The sequence below is a fragment of the Mycolicibacterium sp. XJ662 genome, assembly GCF_053484035.1.
Genome location: NZ_JBEFTL010000013.1, coordinates 83,449 through 99,356, shown reverse-complemented (window position 1 = coordinate 99,356; position 15,908 = coordinate 83,449). Strand labels below are relative to the sequence as shown.

General features: G+C 63.7%; 12 protein-coding genes and 1 pseudogene. 6 read left to right on the top strand and 7 right to left on the bottom strand.

What is annotated here, in order from left to right:
* Positions 1–138 precede the first annotated feature (138 nt).
* The 4 genes and pseudogenes from ABQE93_RS24845 (at position 139) to ABQE93_RS24830 (ending at position 4,722) form a co-directional block, all read left to right on the top strand.
* On the top strand, positions 139–1,602 hold the full coding sequence (locus ABQE93_RS24845) for a ParB N-terminal domain-containing protein (RefSeq protein ID WP_448411175.1): 1,464 nt from the start codon (positions 139–141) through the stop codon (positions 1,600–1,602).
* Positions 1,603–1,632: 30 nt separating this feature from the next.
* Positions 1,633–2,475 carry an HNH endonuclease signature motif containing protein gene (locus ABQE93_RS24840; protein ID WP_448411173.1) on the top strand — a complete coding sequence of 281 codons (843 nt, stop codon included), beginning with the start codon at positions 1,633–1,635 and terminating at the stop codon, positions 2,473–2,475.
* Positions 2,476–3,402: 927 nt separating this feature from the next.
* A pseudogene (locus ABQE93_RS24835) lies at positions 3,403–3,682 on the top strand (DUF3375 family protein); the annotation flags it as partial.
* Between the two features lie 59 nt (positions 3,683–3,741).
* Positions 3,742–4,722, top strand: a complete 981-nt coding sequence (locus ABQE93_RS24830) for an ERCC4 domain-containing protein (protein WP_448411171.1) — start codon at positions 3,742–3,744, stop codon at positions 4,720–4,722.
* On the opposite strand, the gene ABQE93_RS24825 is transcribed toward ABQE93_RS24830, so the two are convergent.
* The gene (locus tag ABQE93_RS24825) at positions 4,715–5,743 is read right to left on the bottom strand and encodes a patatin-like phospholipase family protein (RefSeq protein ID WP_448411169.1); all 1,029 of its coding nucleotides are present in this window, start codon (positions 5,741–5,743) and stop codon (positions 4,715–4,717) included. The genes ABQE93_RS24830 and ABQE93_RS24825 overlap by 8 nt on opposite strands.
* 204 nt (positions 5,744–5,947) lie before the next feature.
* A complete protein-coding gene (locus ABQE93_RS24820; RefSeq protein WP_448411167.1) occupies positions 5,948–7,381 on the bottom strand; it encodes a DUF7159 family protein in 1,434 nt (477 codons plus the stop codon).
* Positions 7,382–7,506: 125 nt separating this feature from the next.
* Between ABQE93_RS24820 and ABQE93_RS24815 the strand changes: the two genes are divergently transcribed.
* Positions 7,507–9,078, top strand: coding sequence for a DUF7937 domain-containing protein (locus tag ABQE93_RS24815; protein ID WP_448411165.1), 1,572 nt, complete (start codon positions 7,507–7,509; stop codon positions 9,076–9,078).
* Between the two features lie 64 nt (positions 9,079–9,142).
* Here the strand turns inward: ABQE93_RS24815 and ABQE93_RS24810 are convergent, their stop codons facing one another.
* On the bottom strand, positions 9,143–10,681 hold the full coding sequence (locus ABQE93_RS24810; RefSeq protein WP_448411163.1) for a serine/threonine-protein kinase: 1,539 nt from the start codon (positions 10,679–10,681) through the stop codon (positions 9,143–9,145).
* Positions 10,682–11,020: 339 nt separating this feature from the next.
* Here ABQE93_RS24810 and ABQE93_RS24805 point away from each other — a divergent pair, with 339 nt between their 5' ends.
* Positions 11,021–11,611 carry an N-acetylmuramoyl-L-alanine amidase gene (locus tag ABQE93_RS24805; RefSeq protein WP_448411161.1) on the top strand — a complete coding sequence of 197 codons (591 nt, stop codon included), beginning with the start codon at positions 11,021–11,023 and terminating at the stop codon, positions 11,609–11,611.
* 5 nt (positions 11,612–11,616) lie between these two features.
* Here the strand turns inward: ABQE93_RS24805 and ABQE93_RS24800 are convergent, their stop codons facing one another.
* From ABQE93_RS24800 to ABQE93_RS24785, 4 genes are all read right to left on the bottom strand, one after another.
* Complete coding sequence (locus tag ABQE93_RS24800; RefSeq protein WP_448411159.1) at positions 11,617–12,231, bottom strand: M14 family zinc carboxypeptidase; 615 nt, start codon at positions 12,229–12,231, stop codon at positions 11,617–11,619.
* 227 nt (positions 12,232–12,458) lie between these two features.
* The gene (locus tag ABQE93_RS24795) at positions 12,459–14,060 is read right to left on the bottom strand and encodes a protein kinase domain-containing protein (protein WP_448411157.1); all 1,602 of its coding nucleotides are present in this window, start codon (positions 14,058–14,060) and stop codon (positions 12,459–12,461) included.
* A 56-nt stretch (positions 14,061–14,116) separates the two neighbouring features.
* Positions 14,117–14,395 carry a DUF4333 domain-containing protein gene (locus ABQE93_RS24790; RefSeq protein WP_448411156.1) on the bottom strand — a complete coding sequence of 93 codons (279 nt, stop codon included), beginning with the start codon at positions 14,393–14,395 and terminating at the stop codon, positions 14,117–14,119.
* A gap of 254 nt (positions 14,396–14,649) precedes the next feature.
* Entirely contained in the window at positions 14,650–15,849 is a 1,200-nt protein-coding gene (locus tag ABQE93_RS24785) for a neutral zinc metallopeptidase (RefSeq protein WP_448411154.1), read from the bottom strand.
* Between the last annotated feature and the right edge of the window lie 59 nt (positions 15,850–15,908).

The window sequence follows — 15,908 nt, the reverse complement described above, 5'->3', positions numbered from 1 at the left end:
ATTCATGGCACTCTAGCTCGGACCGGTTCTAACAATCGGTGGATGCGCATGACGCGCATCCACCAATTCGAAGTGACCGATAACATCGGGAGAATTGGCATGGGACGCCGCTCCGAGTACACGACTAGGAACCCGAGTATGAGAACAGACCGCATGGATGTGACTACGCTCTCTGCCGTCGCATTCGAACAACGACCCGGTGCCCCTCGCATGTACGTGACGGCGGCCAAAGCCAGCGAAATCTTGGAGTGGGCGGACGCTCCGCGTGCGTCTGTCGATCTGATGGCGCTCTACCAGCGTGCGCTTGACCCGAAGCGAGCGCCAGAGCTCACGCACTTCATCAAGAACGATGCTATGAACATCGTCCCCGGGGCGGTCATCATTGCCACGACGCCCGAATCATTGACCGCGACACCACCCTTAGAAGGGGCACCAGGCCCCCGCCCGTGCCAGATAACGATCTCAGCGATAGCACTTTCCCGCGAAGAGGCCTTGCAATCAGCGGTTGGCGCACTCCGGGGACGCCTCAGTAAGGCGGAAAACGATGCGGTCGAACACCTCGAAGAAAATGTATCCGAAGAAAATGATGAGATAAAGGAGTTCGAAGAGTCAGTGAGTGATGACTCCGACGCAGGTCTACCGACATCTTATCTTACTGTTGTTGCCGCGGATCTGGAACGCGCCGCACAGGACTGGGACTCCCTCGATATGGAACAGAAAAGCGCACTCGAAGAATACTTGCGGTACGTAGCAAAGCCGGGGCTGATCATTGACGGCCAGCATCGGGTTTATGCTGCAAAGAATGTCAATGAATTTGACGTTCTTCTTCCTGTGGTCATCATCGAAGCATTACCAATGGCCGAACAAGTCTTTCACTTTTATGTTCTTAATAACAAGGCCAAGCCACTCACAAAAACGGAGCTTCGACGCACCATTAGTACTGCGCTTACCTCAGAAGAAATTGATAAGCTGTGGGACCGATTGAAGGATGCTGGAGTAGATCCCGACAAGGTTAGACTGACTCATCTGATAAACACTGACGATGATTCTCCATTTAAAGGCTTGATAGACTTTGGCTTGGCTGGCGATACGGGTTTCATTAAAGAAAATGTGGCTTACCAGGTCGTTGACAGTTTCGTTTCAATGCCCCGACGCTACCGGGCACTTGGGAAGGATGTACCGGTTTGGGAGGCAAAGGAGGATAAAGCGGCACGCCTCCCTACATTCTATTCATTCTGGAATGCAATTAAGGCTGTATATCCGAACGCGTGGGCGGACGGGGTAGAGAATCAGGGCGGCCAGTTCTTCATGAAGGTGTCCATGCTAACCCTCCAGAATTTTATTCTTGATAACTTGCTTACGTTGAACAACTTGCTTCGCAAGCAAGGAAAAGAACCCCCATTTGCAGATCCAGAAGACTTAAGGGATCACGTGGCGAGCACTATTGAAGATCTACCGGAGGAATTCTTCACGCGTGAATGGACAGAGAAGCAGATCGATACGGTCCCTGGCCGCAAAATGTTACGTGCGTCTATACAGGAAGTAATTGATGCCGGAGGCAAAAATTTAGGAAATCGCACACTCTTCAAACCGAAGGCTTGATCTTATCGCTGCAGGCTAAGGGCGTACCGAATGACCGCATCGGATGAGATCCTGAGCACCCTTGACGTTGCTCTCTATGCATTTGCGCTCGTTCCCCCAAGCAAGGATGAGTCGGACACCGCCAGTACGTACCGCGACTTGATGCTCGCGCGCACATCGCGGGAGGGCTTAAGACGATCGGCAGATCGAGATACCGTATTTGCAGCTCACCGTCTCCGGGTTGCGCTGCAATTGGCTCCGATCGAAGCAATCGCGTATTCGAATGCAAACCCAGTTGCACGATGGAAGATCGTTCGCGATCATTTAACTCAAAAATATCCCGATACAGCAGGTGAACTCTTAGACATCCTTGCGCGGCGCATTGCGGTGACTTTGTCCGATTGGGAAGTGCCTCGCAGGTCAGCAGGCTCTCATTACCGGGCGGTATGGATGAAGTCTGATGGGCGCTGCAGCGCATGCCATTTCGACTTTAAAACGAAATCATCACGAGCATTGTCCGCTCTAGACCCCTTCAAGCCCTACTATCAATCGCCCGAAGAATTAACGTCGGAGGAAATTGACCATATTGTAGCGATCAGCGGTGTTGGTACCGATGTGGTCGACAACCTTCAATTGTTATGCCGTTGGTGCAATTTTGGTAAGAGCGATGGTCTTGGTGTCGACATTCGCAGGGAGGCCGAATTCGCCGCAATTTCTGTAGAGAGCATACCCCGATCTCACCGGGCGGCCATGTTCTACATGACACTAGCTCACTACGATTTCAAATGTGGGTCGTGCAATAGTAGAACCGAATTGACGATCCGTCTGAGCGATCCTCGACACGGCTTCTTGCTATCGAATTTGGCTGCTGTTTGCTACGAATGTAGTACTTGACAGGGCCCTTTGCACCTTAGTCTGCGGCGGGAATTTCGGTGACTCCTTCTAAAACACCGGTACAAACCACGGGTTTGGATAAAACTTCGTTAGGGCAGTTCTAGCCCAGTTGCCACGTGCAGTTTTTGTGGCGGCAGCGCCTCGCCATGTTCCGTCACAGCCTGCACCAGTGCCACCCCGATCGCTCCAATTTCGCATCGTACGACGGTCTACCCTAGATCACCAACGCGCTCAACCCCGCCCTGAATTCTCCACGACAAACAACGAGTGCCACCACGATTCTCGCCCCCACCTCAGAATCAGCTGTGATCCGCTGGATGTCGGCGAATAGCGTGTACGCGCGAGTCATTTGTTGACCTTTGCGAAGGACGCCTGCTTCACGTGCCGTCGCCACAAATATCAAGTCAACGGTTAGACCTTCCCTGGCCTTGGTTAGGGCTTGGCGACATCTCCTCCGCGCACGGGGGCAGGGTTCAAATACTCGGCACTGCGCCGCAGTGCCATTTCGCCATTGGTGAGGCGGCTTGGTCGTGCTGATCGTAGCGCCCCATATCCGCGCTGAACACAGCACCGCAGTCGCGTTGCATGCTAGTTTTCGCCGGTCGCCGTGGCCTGTCTTCGGCACCCGGCGCCGATCCCTACGGCGATTCCAGCAAGGTCGTCGCGGGGGCCTGAACGGGACCGCCACTGCTCCCACTCCCGCTCCCGCTCCCGCCGCCACTTCCGCTCGACGGAACTTAAGGAACCACCGGAGCAGGCGCGGGAGCAGACGCCGGCGGCCGGCGCATCAGTCGGCGGCGTGTAGGCCGGCACCGCCTGCGTCACGGACGGCGCAGGCGTGACCGGCGTGTCCAGGACAGTGGGCACCGCAGTCGTGGTGTGCGGAACCTGCGTCGTCGTCGGTACATTCTCCGATGCCCTCACCACAAGGTCGACCACCCCGCCATGTCCGACATGCTCAACGATGCCCTCATCAACGGGCCTGTGTCGCTACCCGACGCGGTCGCCATGCTCGACACCGCCTACCTCAGCCACGTCCGTACTGTGGTCCTGGGCGCTCAGCCATCCACAAGCCCGCGCGTCCGAGCACGACACCGAATCCACCGTCGTGCGTTTCCAGTCCCTCGACGGCCGTGACCGCGAAATCGTCGTCCCGCGACTGACGTTCACCGAGCCGATCTCTACGCTCACCGGATCCGCGACGTAAGACGCGCCCGCGTCGGGGTCGCCGCGCCGCCCCTCGCGCACACCGGGCAAACTCGAGGTGTGGCGGAGTTGGTGATCGCGCGCAACCCGGATGCGAATTCTCGGCTGCCCTACCTGCTGCGGCTTCCACAGCCCGGCGGTGATCTGCTGTTTCGCACGTCGGGGACGTGGCCGCGGGTCAAGGCGCTGTACTGCTATCCGGTCGGCCTCGACGCGTGGCCCGCCGATGCGGAGATCGTCGAACGCCTCGAGCTGCGCTCGTGCCGGCGCCGCGGTGCGGCCATCGATGTGATCGTGCAGCGGGCGAGGGAGAACCGCTCGCAGCTGGTGTTCACCACCGCCCGCGGCCGCGACGCCGTCTTCTGGCAGGCGCCGCACACCCGCAAGCAGGCGCGGCCCAACGTGCGCACCCCGACCGCACGCGCCCAGGGCATCGACGAGCTGCAGATCGTGATCGACTCCCACGAGCGCTACGCCTACCGGTTCAGCACGAAGCAGGTCAGCACCATGCAGGGGCCGCTGCCGTGCGGCGACTACGGACTCGTGGTCAACGGACAGTTGATCGCCAGCGTGGAACGCAAATCACTGGCCGATCTGGTCTCCAGCCTGACCAACGGCAAACTGCGCTACCAGGTCGCCGATCTGGCCGCGCTGCCGCGCGCGGCCGTCGTCGTGGAAGACCGCTACTCACAGGTGTTCAAGCTCGACTGGGTGCGTCCCGCCGTGGTCAACGACGGGCTGGCAGAGCTGCAGATCCGCTGGCCCAACGTGCCGATCGTGTTCTCCGAGACCCGCCAGCTCGCCGAGGAATGGACCTATCGATTCCTTGCCGCCGCCCACGCCTGGGCGACCACTGAACACACTGCGCTGCAACGTATCTCACTGGCTACCGTGGACGTCAGTCAGCCCACCGCAGCGTCCGGCCCGAGTACCGCTGAGGTCCGCGCGTGGGCCCGCACGGCCGGACTCGCGGTACCCGACCGCGGTCGGCTTCGCCCCGACATCTGGCGGGCATGGCATGCGGCGAACGGCCCTAGCTGACCCGGTGCGCCTTGCGGAACCGCTCGAGATACGCTGGCCAGTCCCAGGTGGACAGGAACTCGGCTGTAGCCGAATACCCCTTCTCGTACAGTGTTTCGGCGTCCTTGCGGCTGATGCCGAAGTCGAGCACACCGACATCGGTCGAGTCCACCTGGATGGTGCGCACCTTGACCCACGGCTGGCTGAGGTGCGTCTGGTCGTGCCCGACCAGCATGGTAGTGATCAGCCTCTCCAGGAACGACGGCCCACCCAACGGCAACCGGCCCAGCACGGGAATCAGCTCTCCGGCCGTCGGCGCCGGCAGATAAGGCACGACCGTCACACCGAACGTCGGCCAGCGGGGCTCCTTGCCGTCGGGACGGTCGAAGGAATCGATCGGGAAGTTCGACAGCACACCGCCGTCGACCAGCGTGCACGGTTGCCCGCCAGCGGTTTTCAACGTCACCGGGCGGTACAGAAACGGGATGGCCATCGAAGCCCGCACCGCGTCGGCGACCGACTGCTCGTCGGGGTCCAGGCCATAGACCCGCCGATAGTCCCACGGCAGCCGCACGAGTTGGCCGGTCGTCAGGTCGGCCACCGTGACCACCAGCCGGTACCGTCGTTCCGGCAACAAGCGATTGTTGTCGACGGCCAGATCCCCAAAGGTGCTGACGCCCAGGTTGTTCAGCTCACCGCGTATCCAGTCGTGCGCGAAATCACCGCGGTAGATCCCGGTTTCGCGCAGCAACCCCCATGCCGTACCCAGAACCGGGATCCGCTCGATCGGCCCGCTGTCCCCGAACTTGTGGTACGGCACGTTCAGCGCGAGGTCGCGTAACTGGTCGCTGGTCAGTGCATCGCGCTGCGCCGCCGCGGCCACCACCGCCCCCACCAGCGACCCCGCGGACGTGCCCGACACCCGCTGGACGTCATAACCCGCGTCCTCGAGCGCGCCGACCGCCCCCACCAACCCGATGCCCTTCACCCCGCCGCCGGACAACACGAGATCCGCACGGCCCGGGGGTGGCGTCGCTGTCATGGGTCCAGCCTGACACGAGATGCTGACATCGGATCCCGAACCTCACCCCAGGCGACGGCTGACAAGGAGACGAGCGCCGACGGGCGTAGGTCCGGACGGCCGCGCCGTGCATCCAGACCGGCGCATTGGCTGGTTTCAGCCCGGCGAATCGACCAATGCGTCGGGCTCGATGTCCGCGTAGCGAGGAGGCGAATTTGCCTCGCGCTACGGCGACTCCAGCACCGTCGTCGCGGGCGCCTGAACGGAACCGCCGCTACTGCTGTCACTTCCGCCGCCGCTACCGCTCGACGGCAGCTCAGGTGCCGGCGCGGGTGCCGGCGCAGGGGCTGGAGCAGGCGCAGGTGCCGGCGCAACGGTTGGCGGCGGCGTGTAAGCCGGCACCACCTGCGTCGTCGGTGGCTCAGGCGCAGGCGTGACCGGCGAGTCCGGGACCGTGGGCTCTAAGGTGGGCGCCTCGCTCGTTGTCGGCACCGTCTCGGTCGTCGTCGGCAGGGTCTCCGTCGTCGTGGGCACGGTCTCCGTCGTGGTCGGCACCGTCTCCGTCGTGGTCGGCGTCGTCGCGGTGGTCGTCGGCGTCACGGATGTCGTCACCGTCGTCGTCCACGTCGGCAGCGTCGGGAACGGATTGAACGGCGGCGGAATGATCGGCACGACGGGGACCACCGGCGCATTTGGCACCGGCGGCGGAGCGGGCGCGGGCACCGGCACCTGCGGCGCCGGAACCTGCGGCACCACTTTGTTCGGCCCCCGGTTCACCCGCTCACTCAACCCCCGCGGTGCCTCCGGCGCCGGCGACACCACCGCGACCGGCAACGCCACCGGATCCGGCTCGTGCGGCACCTGCGGCAGGAACTTGCCCGGCACCGTCTCCGCCTGCTCCTGCGGCGGGGGTGGCGGCTGCGCCGACACGTCCGCGACCGGCCGCACCGCGATCGCCACCGCCGCCGTCAACGTCGCGAAGCTCACCACCACGAACCCCAGCGCACTGCCCATCAACAGCGTCCGCGGTGGCGGCGCCGGGATCGTCGACGTGTAGGCCTCTTCGTCCTCCAGCTCCGGGACGAACTCCTCGAGCGAATCGAACGGCAGCTCGTACTCGCCCGGCTCCTCCTGCGAGTAGGCCAGCTGCGGCCCCACCACGGCAGGATCGGCCGTCGGCGCCATCTGTGTCGCATCCCCGGCCGCCGGCCCCATCTGCGTCGCGTCGGCCGCGGGCGCCATCTGCGTCGCGTCGCCGGCCACCGGCGCCATCTGCGTCGCCGCACCCGCCGGGAACCCGGACACCTCCGCCGTCTGCGCCGCACCCCGCGCGGTCGCGAACTCGTCATCCGCGCCGCCACTGCCGGCCAGCGCATCGGCCTCCGACACCACCTCGACGTTGGCCACTCCGGCATCCGACACCGTCTGGCGCAGCGTCTCGGCCGCCTCGGCGTCGGGCAGAGTGATCCGCGTCGCGGCCACCCGGTTGCCCGAATCGGCCACCTCACGGTAGGTGCCCACGATCGTGTCGGCGAGATCGGTCATCGCGTCATCGGGCAGATCCAGCGCGTACTGGTCGTAGACCTGCGCGTCCGCGGCGCCGACCATCGCCAGCCGCGCGACCCGCCCGGTCACCGCCACCCCGAGGACTACGTCCACCAGATCACCCTCGCCATACTCGTCCCTGCCACAACGGTCCAAAGTTACCCTTCGCGTCTCGCTTGTGTGACGACGCAAAAGTGGCACGCTGAACCCCGACACATCTCTATAGGAGGAATCGGCCCGTGAGCGACCCGCGTTACGACGCGTCGGCCACCGTCGCGGTGCCCACCCCCGCCGAGCGGTCATCGCGCGTCGGCTACGTGCCCATCCGCACCAACCGGGTGCGCGACGGCATCGCGGTCGCCCTGCTGATCCTCGCGCTGCTGCTGCCGTGGAACCTCGACTTCGGGTTCGCCGTGCCCGGCAGCCGCAACAGCATGTGGGCACTGGTCATCGTCGTGACGGCGCTGGCGGTCACGGCCGCGCTCGACGCGCACATCGGCCCGCTGCGGCTGACCAACCCGGCACTCGACGTCCGGCTGCTCAGCCGGATCCGGCTGTTCGTCTGCCTGCCCTATCTTCTGGTGGCGGTCGCCTTCGTCGGCTACCACCTGGTGGAAACCGTGCGCGACGGCGGAACTGGCATCGTGCCACCGGGCATCGGCCCGGGCCTAGTGCTGGGGGTCGGGGGCGCGCTGCTGGCGGCGCAGCGGCCGGTGACCAGTGTCACCCTCGAGGACAACGGGTTTCGGCGCTGGTATGCGATGGCGCGGGTGCTTGGGGCGGTGTCGATCGTGCTGGCGACGGTGTCGATGGGGTGGAACCTGTACTGGCGGCTGCGGTACCTGTTCGTCGCCAACGCCGTGTTCGATGGCGAGGACATAGCGGTCATCGTCACGACACTGCTCTACGGCGCGGTGGCGCTGACCGCGGTGATCATCGGCTCGCGCTGGCTGATCCTGAAGTCCGCGGCCGCGCGGATGGCGACGACGGCGCTAGGCGCGTCGGCGGGGCTGGCCGCGACGCTGGTGTGGGTGCTGCCGGTCGGCCGCGACATCGACGCGTTCCACGGCATCGCGCAAAACACGTCGACGGCGGCGGTCGGCTTCGAGGGTTACCTGTTCTGGGCGGCTGCCGCGGCGATCGTCGCGCCGACGACGCTCTACACCGTCTTCCTCATCAAGCCGCCGACGCTGGGGGCGTTTCGCAACGCCGCGCAGAAGTGTCTGACGTTGATCGCGTTCTGGGCGTTCGCCGCCGCGGTATGCCGGGTGGTCGACTTCGTGATCGCGGTGTCGTTGGATCTGCCTCGCGCGCTGTACGACAGCGTGGCGATGACGGCGTTCAACCTGTTCGCCGGCGTCATCGCGTGGTGGCTGCACCGACAGCTCGGTCGGGGCTCGTCTGCGCTGGCGGTGTTGACGGCGTTCAGCGGGTTGCTGTTCGTGTTCGCCGTGGCCAATGTGGCGATCGGCGTCGCGCTGGCACCGCGATACGCCGAGCCGTCGCCCGACGCGATGTACGGCAACAACCTGGCCCAGCAGATCACGAGCACGTTCGACGTGGTGATCTGCATGCTGTGTCTGGTCGTGTTGGTAGTGATGCTGTTCACCGGTCCGCTGGCGGGCTATCTGATGCGGCGGCGCGAGCCGCGTGTGCCGGATCCGGAGCCTGAGCCTCAGACGGTTGTGACGCCGGTGGCGCCGCCGAGAATCGTTCGGCGGCCGGAAGATTCGTCGACGACCGTGTTGTCGCCGGAGACCGAGCAGTTCACCACCGCGTTGCGGATCCAGCGCCGCGAACCGCCGTCGTAACTTGCGGTTTGGGCGCGCTTACGGACCCTGGCGGGGCGTTAGCGCGCCGAAATCGCAAGACAGGTCAGCACGGGATTATGTAGCTAGGCGACGTGGTGTAGTCGAGCCATTTTCCGTACGCGTCTCCACCTGCGTAACGAACGGCAGCACATACCTGGGACTGCGAAAAGCCGGCTAGCCGATAGACCGTATAGATCGGATCGCCTTTATCGTCAGCCTGGCGCAACGACGGGCATGATCGGTCGGTGCGCAAGTAGGAGGCGCCGGGGTACATGTTCAACAGTCTCTGGATACCTTCCCGCTGCCTCCCGGGGGTCGTGACGTTTCCCAGCACCACGATGCCTTGACCGTTGCAAAGCGGCCGACTTATCGGCGTCGCGAGTCCTAGATCACCGTCGTCCGGCGGTGGCGGCGGCACTCTAGTGCGTGTCGGAACCGAGGGAGGCGCCACAGTCGCCGTTTCGGTCACGGTCTCCGGCGGCGGCGCTGGCGGTGGCTCAGGTTCCGCGGGCGTGACTTCATCCCAGATCTGGGTGGGTGGATTGCTTGCCGTGGGAGGCGATTCCGAGGACCGACCGCCCAAGCTGGCCCCGATATACGCCACGAGGCCCACGGCCAACAAGGCCGCCAAGCCGACGGCAACCAGCACCGTGCGTCGAGACGGCGACTTCTCCGCCTCGGCCTCAGTTGGCGCAGGCGCTGGTCGGTGGATCGGCGGCGGGATATTGGCCGCGAACTGGGTGTCGGCGGTACTACTGCTCCACGCCGTATCGCCGTGCTTGAGCGCGAGCGCAAACTCTCGGCACGTATCGAAACGCTGATGTGGCTCTTTGGCCATCGCCTTGGCCAGTACGTTCTCCATCGCGGCGAGATCTCTGCGGGTGTCGCCGAGCCGGGGCGCCGGCGCCGACAGATGACTGCCGATCACCGCAGCAGGTGTTGAATGAACGAACGGCTGATGACCAGTCAAGAGGTGAAATGCTGTACAGGCCAAGGTATATTGGTCCGCCCGCCCATCGAGCGCTTTCCCCATCAGTTGTTCCGGCGCGGCGTATGCGACCGAGCCGACGGTCATGTTGGTGGCTGTGATCCCGTGAGTTTCGTTTGCGGCCTTGGCAATTCCGAAATCAGCTAGCAGGATCCGTCTATCCCCGCCGCGCGGTTCGGTGAGCAAGATGTTCGCCGGTTTGACGTCGCGGTGGAGCAGGTACCGTTCGTGTGCGTAGTCCAACGCATTGGCGATCGCCGATACGATCTCCAGCACGTCGTGCGGCGGCATCCCGTGCGGGTATCGGTCCCGCGTCAGCCGTGCCGCATCGGTGCCGTCGACATAGTCCATCGCGATCCAGAGTTGGCCCTCGAACTCCCCACGGTCGTGCACAGCAACGATGTGCGGATGCCACAACGAGGCGGCGATGTCTGCCTCTCGGGCGAACCGGCGGCGGAACTCAGGGTCGGCGCTGACATCCTCGGGAAGGATCTTCAGTGCTTCCAAACGCGGCAGTCGCGGATGCTGAGCGAGGTAGACCTCGCCCATCCCCCCGGCGCCGAGTAGGCGGATGATGGTGTATCCAGCAAATTCTGCACCATCAGCAATGGGCATGCCTGCATAGTACAAAGCGGCGACCTGCACATGTCCGCAATCGTCAGCCACTTCGACATGGGATCGGCGATTTGCCCGCGGCCTCGACCGGCGATACCTATCGTGGCGAACGTGGCTACACCACCCACCGGTTGGATTGAAGGTGGTCCGGAACTCACTCGTCGCCGGCTGTTGAGACTCGCAGGAACGGCCGGGCTAGTGGCCGCCGTCGCCGCGTGTGAAGCACCTCCTGGCTACCCCGGGTCATCGAAGTCGACGCCTCAGCCAGCGCCCGCAAGTCCGGCTCCGGTTCCCGTTTCTAACCCGCCGCCTGCGCCGACCGTCGATCCACCCGTCGCCGTGTCGCATCAGCTGTTGTGCCGAGACGCCTGGGGCGCTCGACCCGCCCGGCCCGGTGGCAAGCCGAACCCGCTCAGCCGCATGACCATCCACCACACCGCCGCCACCCTGGGCGACAACAGCAACGCGCCGGCCCGTCTGCGCCAGCACCAGCGTTACCACCAGGACACGCAGGGCTGGATCGACATCGCCTACCACATCAGCGTCGACCGTAACGGCAACCTCTACGAGCTGCGGAACCCCGAGATCGTCGGCGACACGGCGACCAGCTACGACCCGACCGGTCACTTTCTCGTTGTCTGCGAGGGCAACTTCGACGAGGAGCAGGTGACCGAAGCACAGTTGGAGGGGGCCGCTATCGCGTTCGCATGGGCGGCGACGAAGTACGGCATCTCCCCGGCGACGCTGCAAGGGCACAAAGACGCGAGCCACGACACTGCGTGCCCGGGCGACAGCCTGTACCAGCACGTCGCATCCGGAGACCTGAGGAACCGCGTCGAAGCGATACTCGCTCAAGGCCCCGTCGAGCTGGTGACCGTGTGTGGACCCGAAGCCTCGCAAACCGTCACCAACATCGAAGCCGGCCTATAAGAAGATCAACCACCAATCGCCTGCAGCAGCGCGGGCCGGAGCCGCTCCCAGACAGCTCGTGGATCTGAACCTTTAACTACCTCAATCGTCAGAACCGGGATCCCGCGGTCACGGCCGAAGTAGGAGCCCAGTGACCCTGGAGTCGGCGCGAAAGCACTGGACTCCTCGACCGGCAGTCCGCTCACGGTAGAGAACTGTTCGGCGATCTCGCGAGCGGGTCCATCAAAGTTGATGAACTCGCGGCCAGCCCACGAGTGCATGACCAGCACGAGGTTGGGTTGTAGGCGGTTGATCGTGTCGTAAACAGCACGAGCTTCCGGTTCGCTCAACGGTTCTCCGCCGTTCGACGGATCTGTTCTATCAAAATTCGACGCTGGGAAGTTTCGATTTACGTCTATCCCATTGGCGTTCCCGCGCGTACCTGCGGCCCGCCCGTCGGGGTTGGCGTCTTCCAGGATCGTCAGGGTGACGGCATCGGCAAGCCCAGCCTCGTTGAATGCTGATGGCAGCTCGGCCGCTGCTACCGCACCTTCCGGTTCGTCACCGTGAATACCGCCGATAAACAACACCTTTCGCGGACCGTGGCCGACGGTAAGCGCGCGGATCGGCGTCCCCTGCACCGAAGTGCCAACTATCTCCCATCCTGGGTCGGTCGGCTGCGGTGGTGGCGCCGGTTGGGCTGTGGCCGACAACTTTGCGGTTGTCTCGCCCGAAGGCCGTGCTGACAGTGAGTTTGACTGCGACGCGCTGGCCGTGTCTGAGGGCGTGGGCGCGCAGGCCTGTATACCGACAGTTACGGCAAGTGCTATCAACGCAGCGGATACGGTGCGCGAAGGAGACCTCTGGGTCAGCATGTCGGCATTCCAACGGGTGCTTTCAGGTCGGTGTAGACCAGGTTCACGTAAGCACCATTGGCAAGTCGGTACCAGTAATAGCTCGTACCGTGGCCGCTGTTCGCCTGTGCCTCGCCGGTTGTGTAGCAGACCACTCGTACGGTCATCCCATCTTTAAGGCTGCTCGGATACAGCGGTCCGGCATCGACATAGGGTGCATTGCGCTGCTTAACACCGCAGGAATCACCTTCGTCGCAAGTACCCACAATCATGGCGGTCCAGTAGGGCACACGAGTCGGCGCTGGTGGTTGAGGTGACGTTACGGTCACGGTCGCTGTGGGTGCAGTCGGTTCCATGGACCTCGGCGTTGTCGCGGTGGGCAACGGCGGCGACGTCTCGGGCGAAAACGTCGGTTCGGGGTAATCGGATGTCGGTGAAGCCGTCGGCTCCGACGGGACGGAGTCTCGGCTCGCGTAAAACACCAATCCGACGACGGCTAACGCCGTTACGAGGGCTATAGCGGTGAGCGCCAGCCACAGCCCGGAACGGTTCTTGCGGAAATCCCGTGTTTCATCAGTCCTCGGCTCGTCGAGATTGGGCGTCGGCGCGGTGTGCCAGACCTGGCCGTCCCAATACAGCGCCCTACCTCCACCTCCGGGATCTGGATACCACCCCGGAGCAAGTGAACCTGCGTGCTGCCGTTGGGGCGTCTCGGCGGCGCGCTGGACGGGAGCGGGTGTGGTTGGGGCCGCAGGCCAAGACCCCCTGGTACTTGCCGACGCTTGCTCGCTCAAGGCGCGTGCGAAGTCGCTACAGCTTGCGAACCGATCGTTCGGATCCTTGGCGAGGCCAGCGGCAAGGACGTCGTCCAGCGGAGCCAGTTCGGGCCGCAGGGCACCCAGGCTCGGTGGGTCCGCGTTCAGGTGGCGACCGATGACTACCGCGGCATTCGAGTCGCGAAACGGCGGTAAACCAGTCAGGAGGTGGTACGCAGTTGCCGCCAACGAGTACTGATCAGCCCGGCCGTCCATGCCGCTTCCCATCAACTGCTCAGGGGCCGCGTAGTCCACCGTTCCGACCGTCATATTCGTGTCGGTCAATCCACTGCTGTCGTCTACCGCACGAGCTATTCCGAAGTCGGTCAGTAAGATTCGTCGGTCTTCATCACCTTCTTCGTGTGTGATCAAGATGTTCGACGGCTTAACGTCGCGATGCAGCAGGCCCTTGTTGTGGGCGTAGTCAAGCGCCGAGGCGACGGCGGTGACGATGGCCATAGCCGGTTCCACCGGCATACCCGCCGGGTACTTGCGCGCGATAAGACTCGCCGCGTCTTCGCCATCGACGAAATCCATCGAGATCCACAGCCGACGGTTCCATTCACCCCGGTCGTGCACACCGACGATATGCGGGTGCCACAACGTTGAGGCGAGGTCGGATTCTCGTAGGAACCGCTCACGAAAATTCGGGTCAGCTGTGAAATCTCCGGTCAACAACTTCAGGGCGTCGCGCCTCGGCAACCGGGGGTGCTCAGCTAAGTACACCTCACCCATCCCGCCGGCCCCCAGTCGTCGCACGATGGTGTAGCCGGCGAACTTCTGGTTCGCCCGCAGCGACATGTCCGGGATCGTACTCGCATTCGCAGCAAACATGGCAGGGACCGCCGGCGGCTGCTCTACCGCGGGCCGTCGACCTCGTAGGTGCCGACGTCGTCGCGGAACACCACCTGCACATCTCGATGAGCACCGTCAATCACCACGTCGCACGAGAACCCCTCGCCCTTTTCCACCGCGGGATCCTGGCCGTTGTTACACGTGATCGCGGTGACCTCGTTGGCTCCGTAGCCGTTGATCGGGTCGCTGAGAATCTCCACTACACCGGCCTCCACCTGCCGCACGTCGAGCACGTCGGTGTCGAAGAACCCGAAGAACCACAGCGCAACAACGAGCACCACCAATTCGAAGGCAACGATCAACCCACCGGCCCACAAGTACTTTCGGCGTCGCGACCATTTCTGACGCGCCGGGGGCGGCGCGGGCGGAGGCTGCCGTCCCTGTGGCTGCGGTGGGACCGGACGAGGTTGCGGAGGCGGACGACGCGCGGGTTGGCGCATCGGCGGGTATCTCGGTGGCTGCCCCCGCAACGGCGCCCCGCCCGGCCGCACCCACCACGGCTGTCCGGGGCCTTGTCGCGGGTGGTTGGTCATCGCTACGAAAACCGTTGGAAGCATTCGTCGATTTCGCTGGACAAGCCCAGACGATAGGCCAGAATCCGGGTGAACCCAGCAGGCGCGGAGCGTCCTTTGACATCGCTGGCCACCACACCGTTGGTGAGCAGTCCCGCGACCGCCTCGTCGACATCCCCGGGTGATAAGACAAAGTCTGCACCGCGGGCATCGGTCATGTGTCCCTGCGCCACTCCGGTCAGGCACGCGGTCCGCAGGGCGGACATCGGGGTGTCGATGCTGACCCCGTGTTGCCGCTGGATCGCTAGCGCATACCGCGACGTCACCATCGACAGCGCGGTGTTATCCCCCTGAACCAGAACCTGATCCTCTTCTTCTGTTTTCGGCTCGCCCACCGCTTGCAGAGCGGCAAGGTCGACGAAGATCTTGTTGGCCTCCGGGCAGTACGCCGTTGGCGCGGCGGTCTTATTGGCGCCACATTGGCTACGTTCGGTCGTGAGCGTCGGGGCGTTGGACGGCTGCAGGATTTCGGACAGCGCGGTCATCAGGCTCGACAATGTGTCCATGTTGATTGGGCTGTCCAATGATTCGCGGTCGTCGTAGATCATGATGTTGCGCGGCAAATCACCACGGCGCTCTTCGATTTCAGCGGTGTCGATCGCTGCGCACTGGTCGGCGTTGCCGCTGAACCCCATCTGGAACGCACTGACCCGGTCCAGGGCTGTACCGTGCTCGTCGTCGAAGAACCCGATCAGCGGGCCATCACGGATATAGATGGCGCCGGCGAGAACTCGGTTCAAGCCATCGCCGGTGCTGAGCGTGAATCGCGGAGACTCCCCAGCGGCCACCGAACGCAGGTACACGCCGGCCAAACAGTCAGCCTGCTGCTCTTTGACCAGTCCATCGGTGTCCTCGTCTGCAAGGCCTGCCATCCACTGCAGCGCATGACCGTATTCGTGCGCGATCACCCCGACTGCTCCCATATCACCGAAGTACCGCTGGGCCGCTGGTATGAACACACCTCGGTCCCAGCCCATCACATTTCTCAGGTAACAGAAGAACGCATTCGGGAGCTGATAGGTCTCTGTTCCACACACCGAAGGGCTGTTCGGATCCGTCGAGTCATACGACAGCAGCGTTTCGACCGGTTCGAAGTGTCCGGGCAGGTAACTGGCATAGGTCCGCTGCCAGAACTCTTCAATGTCGTTGATCGCCAGCAACATCAAGTCGTCGATGGGACCCCCATCCGTGTTCTGCACGGTCCCGACCGGGCGCGGAGCAT

Coding starts and splice junctions, on each gene's coding strand:
- ABQE93_RS24795 (WP_448411157.1), bottom strand. CDS start 14,060: ATGTCGCTGCGGGCGAACCAGAAGTTCGCCGGCTACACCATCGTGCGA.
- ABQE93_RS24785 (WP_448411154.1), bottom strand. CDS start 15,849: ATGTTGCTGGCGATCAACGACATTGAAGAGTTCTGGCAGCGGACCTAT.
- ABQE93_RS24825 (WP_448411169.1), bottom strand. CDS start 5,743: ATGACAGCGACGCCACCCCCGGGCCGTGCGGATCTCGTGTTGTCCGGC.
- ABQE93_RS24840 (WP_448411173.1), top strand. CDS start 1,633: ATGACCGCATCGGATGAGATCCTGAGCACCCTTGACGTTGCTCTCTAT.
- ABQE93_RS24845 (WP_448411175.1), top strand. CDS start 139: ATGAGAACAGACCGCATGGATGTGACTACGCTCTCTGCCGTCGCATTC.
- ABQE93_RS24810 (WP_448411163.1), bottom strand. CDS start 10,681: ATGCCCATTGCTGATGGTGCAGAATTTGCTGGATACACCATCATCCGC.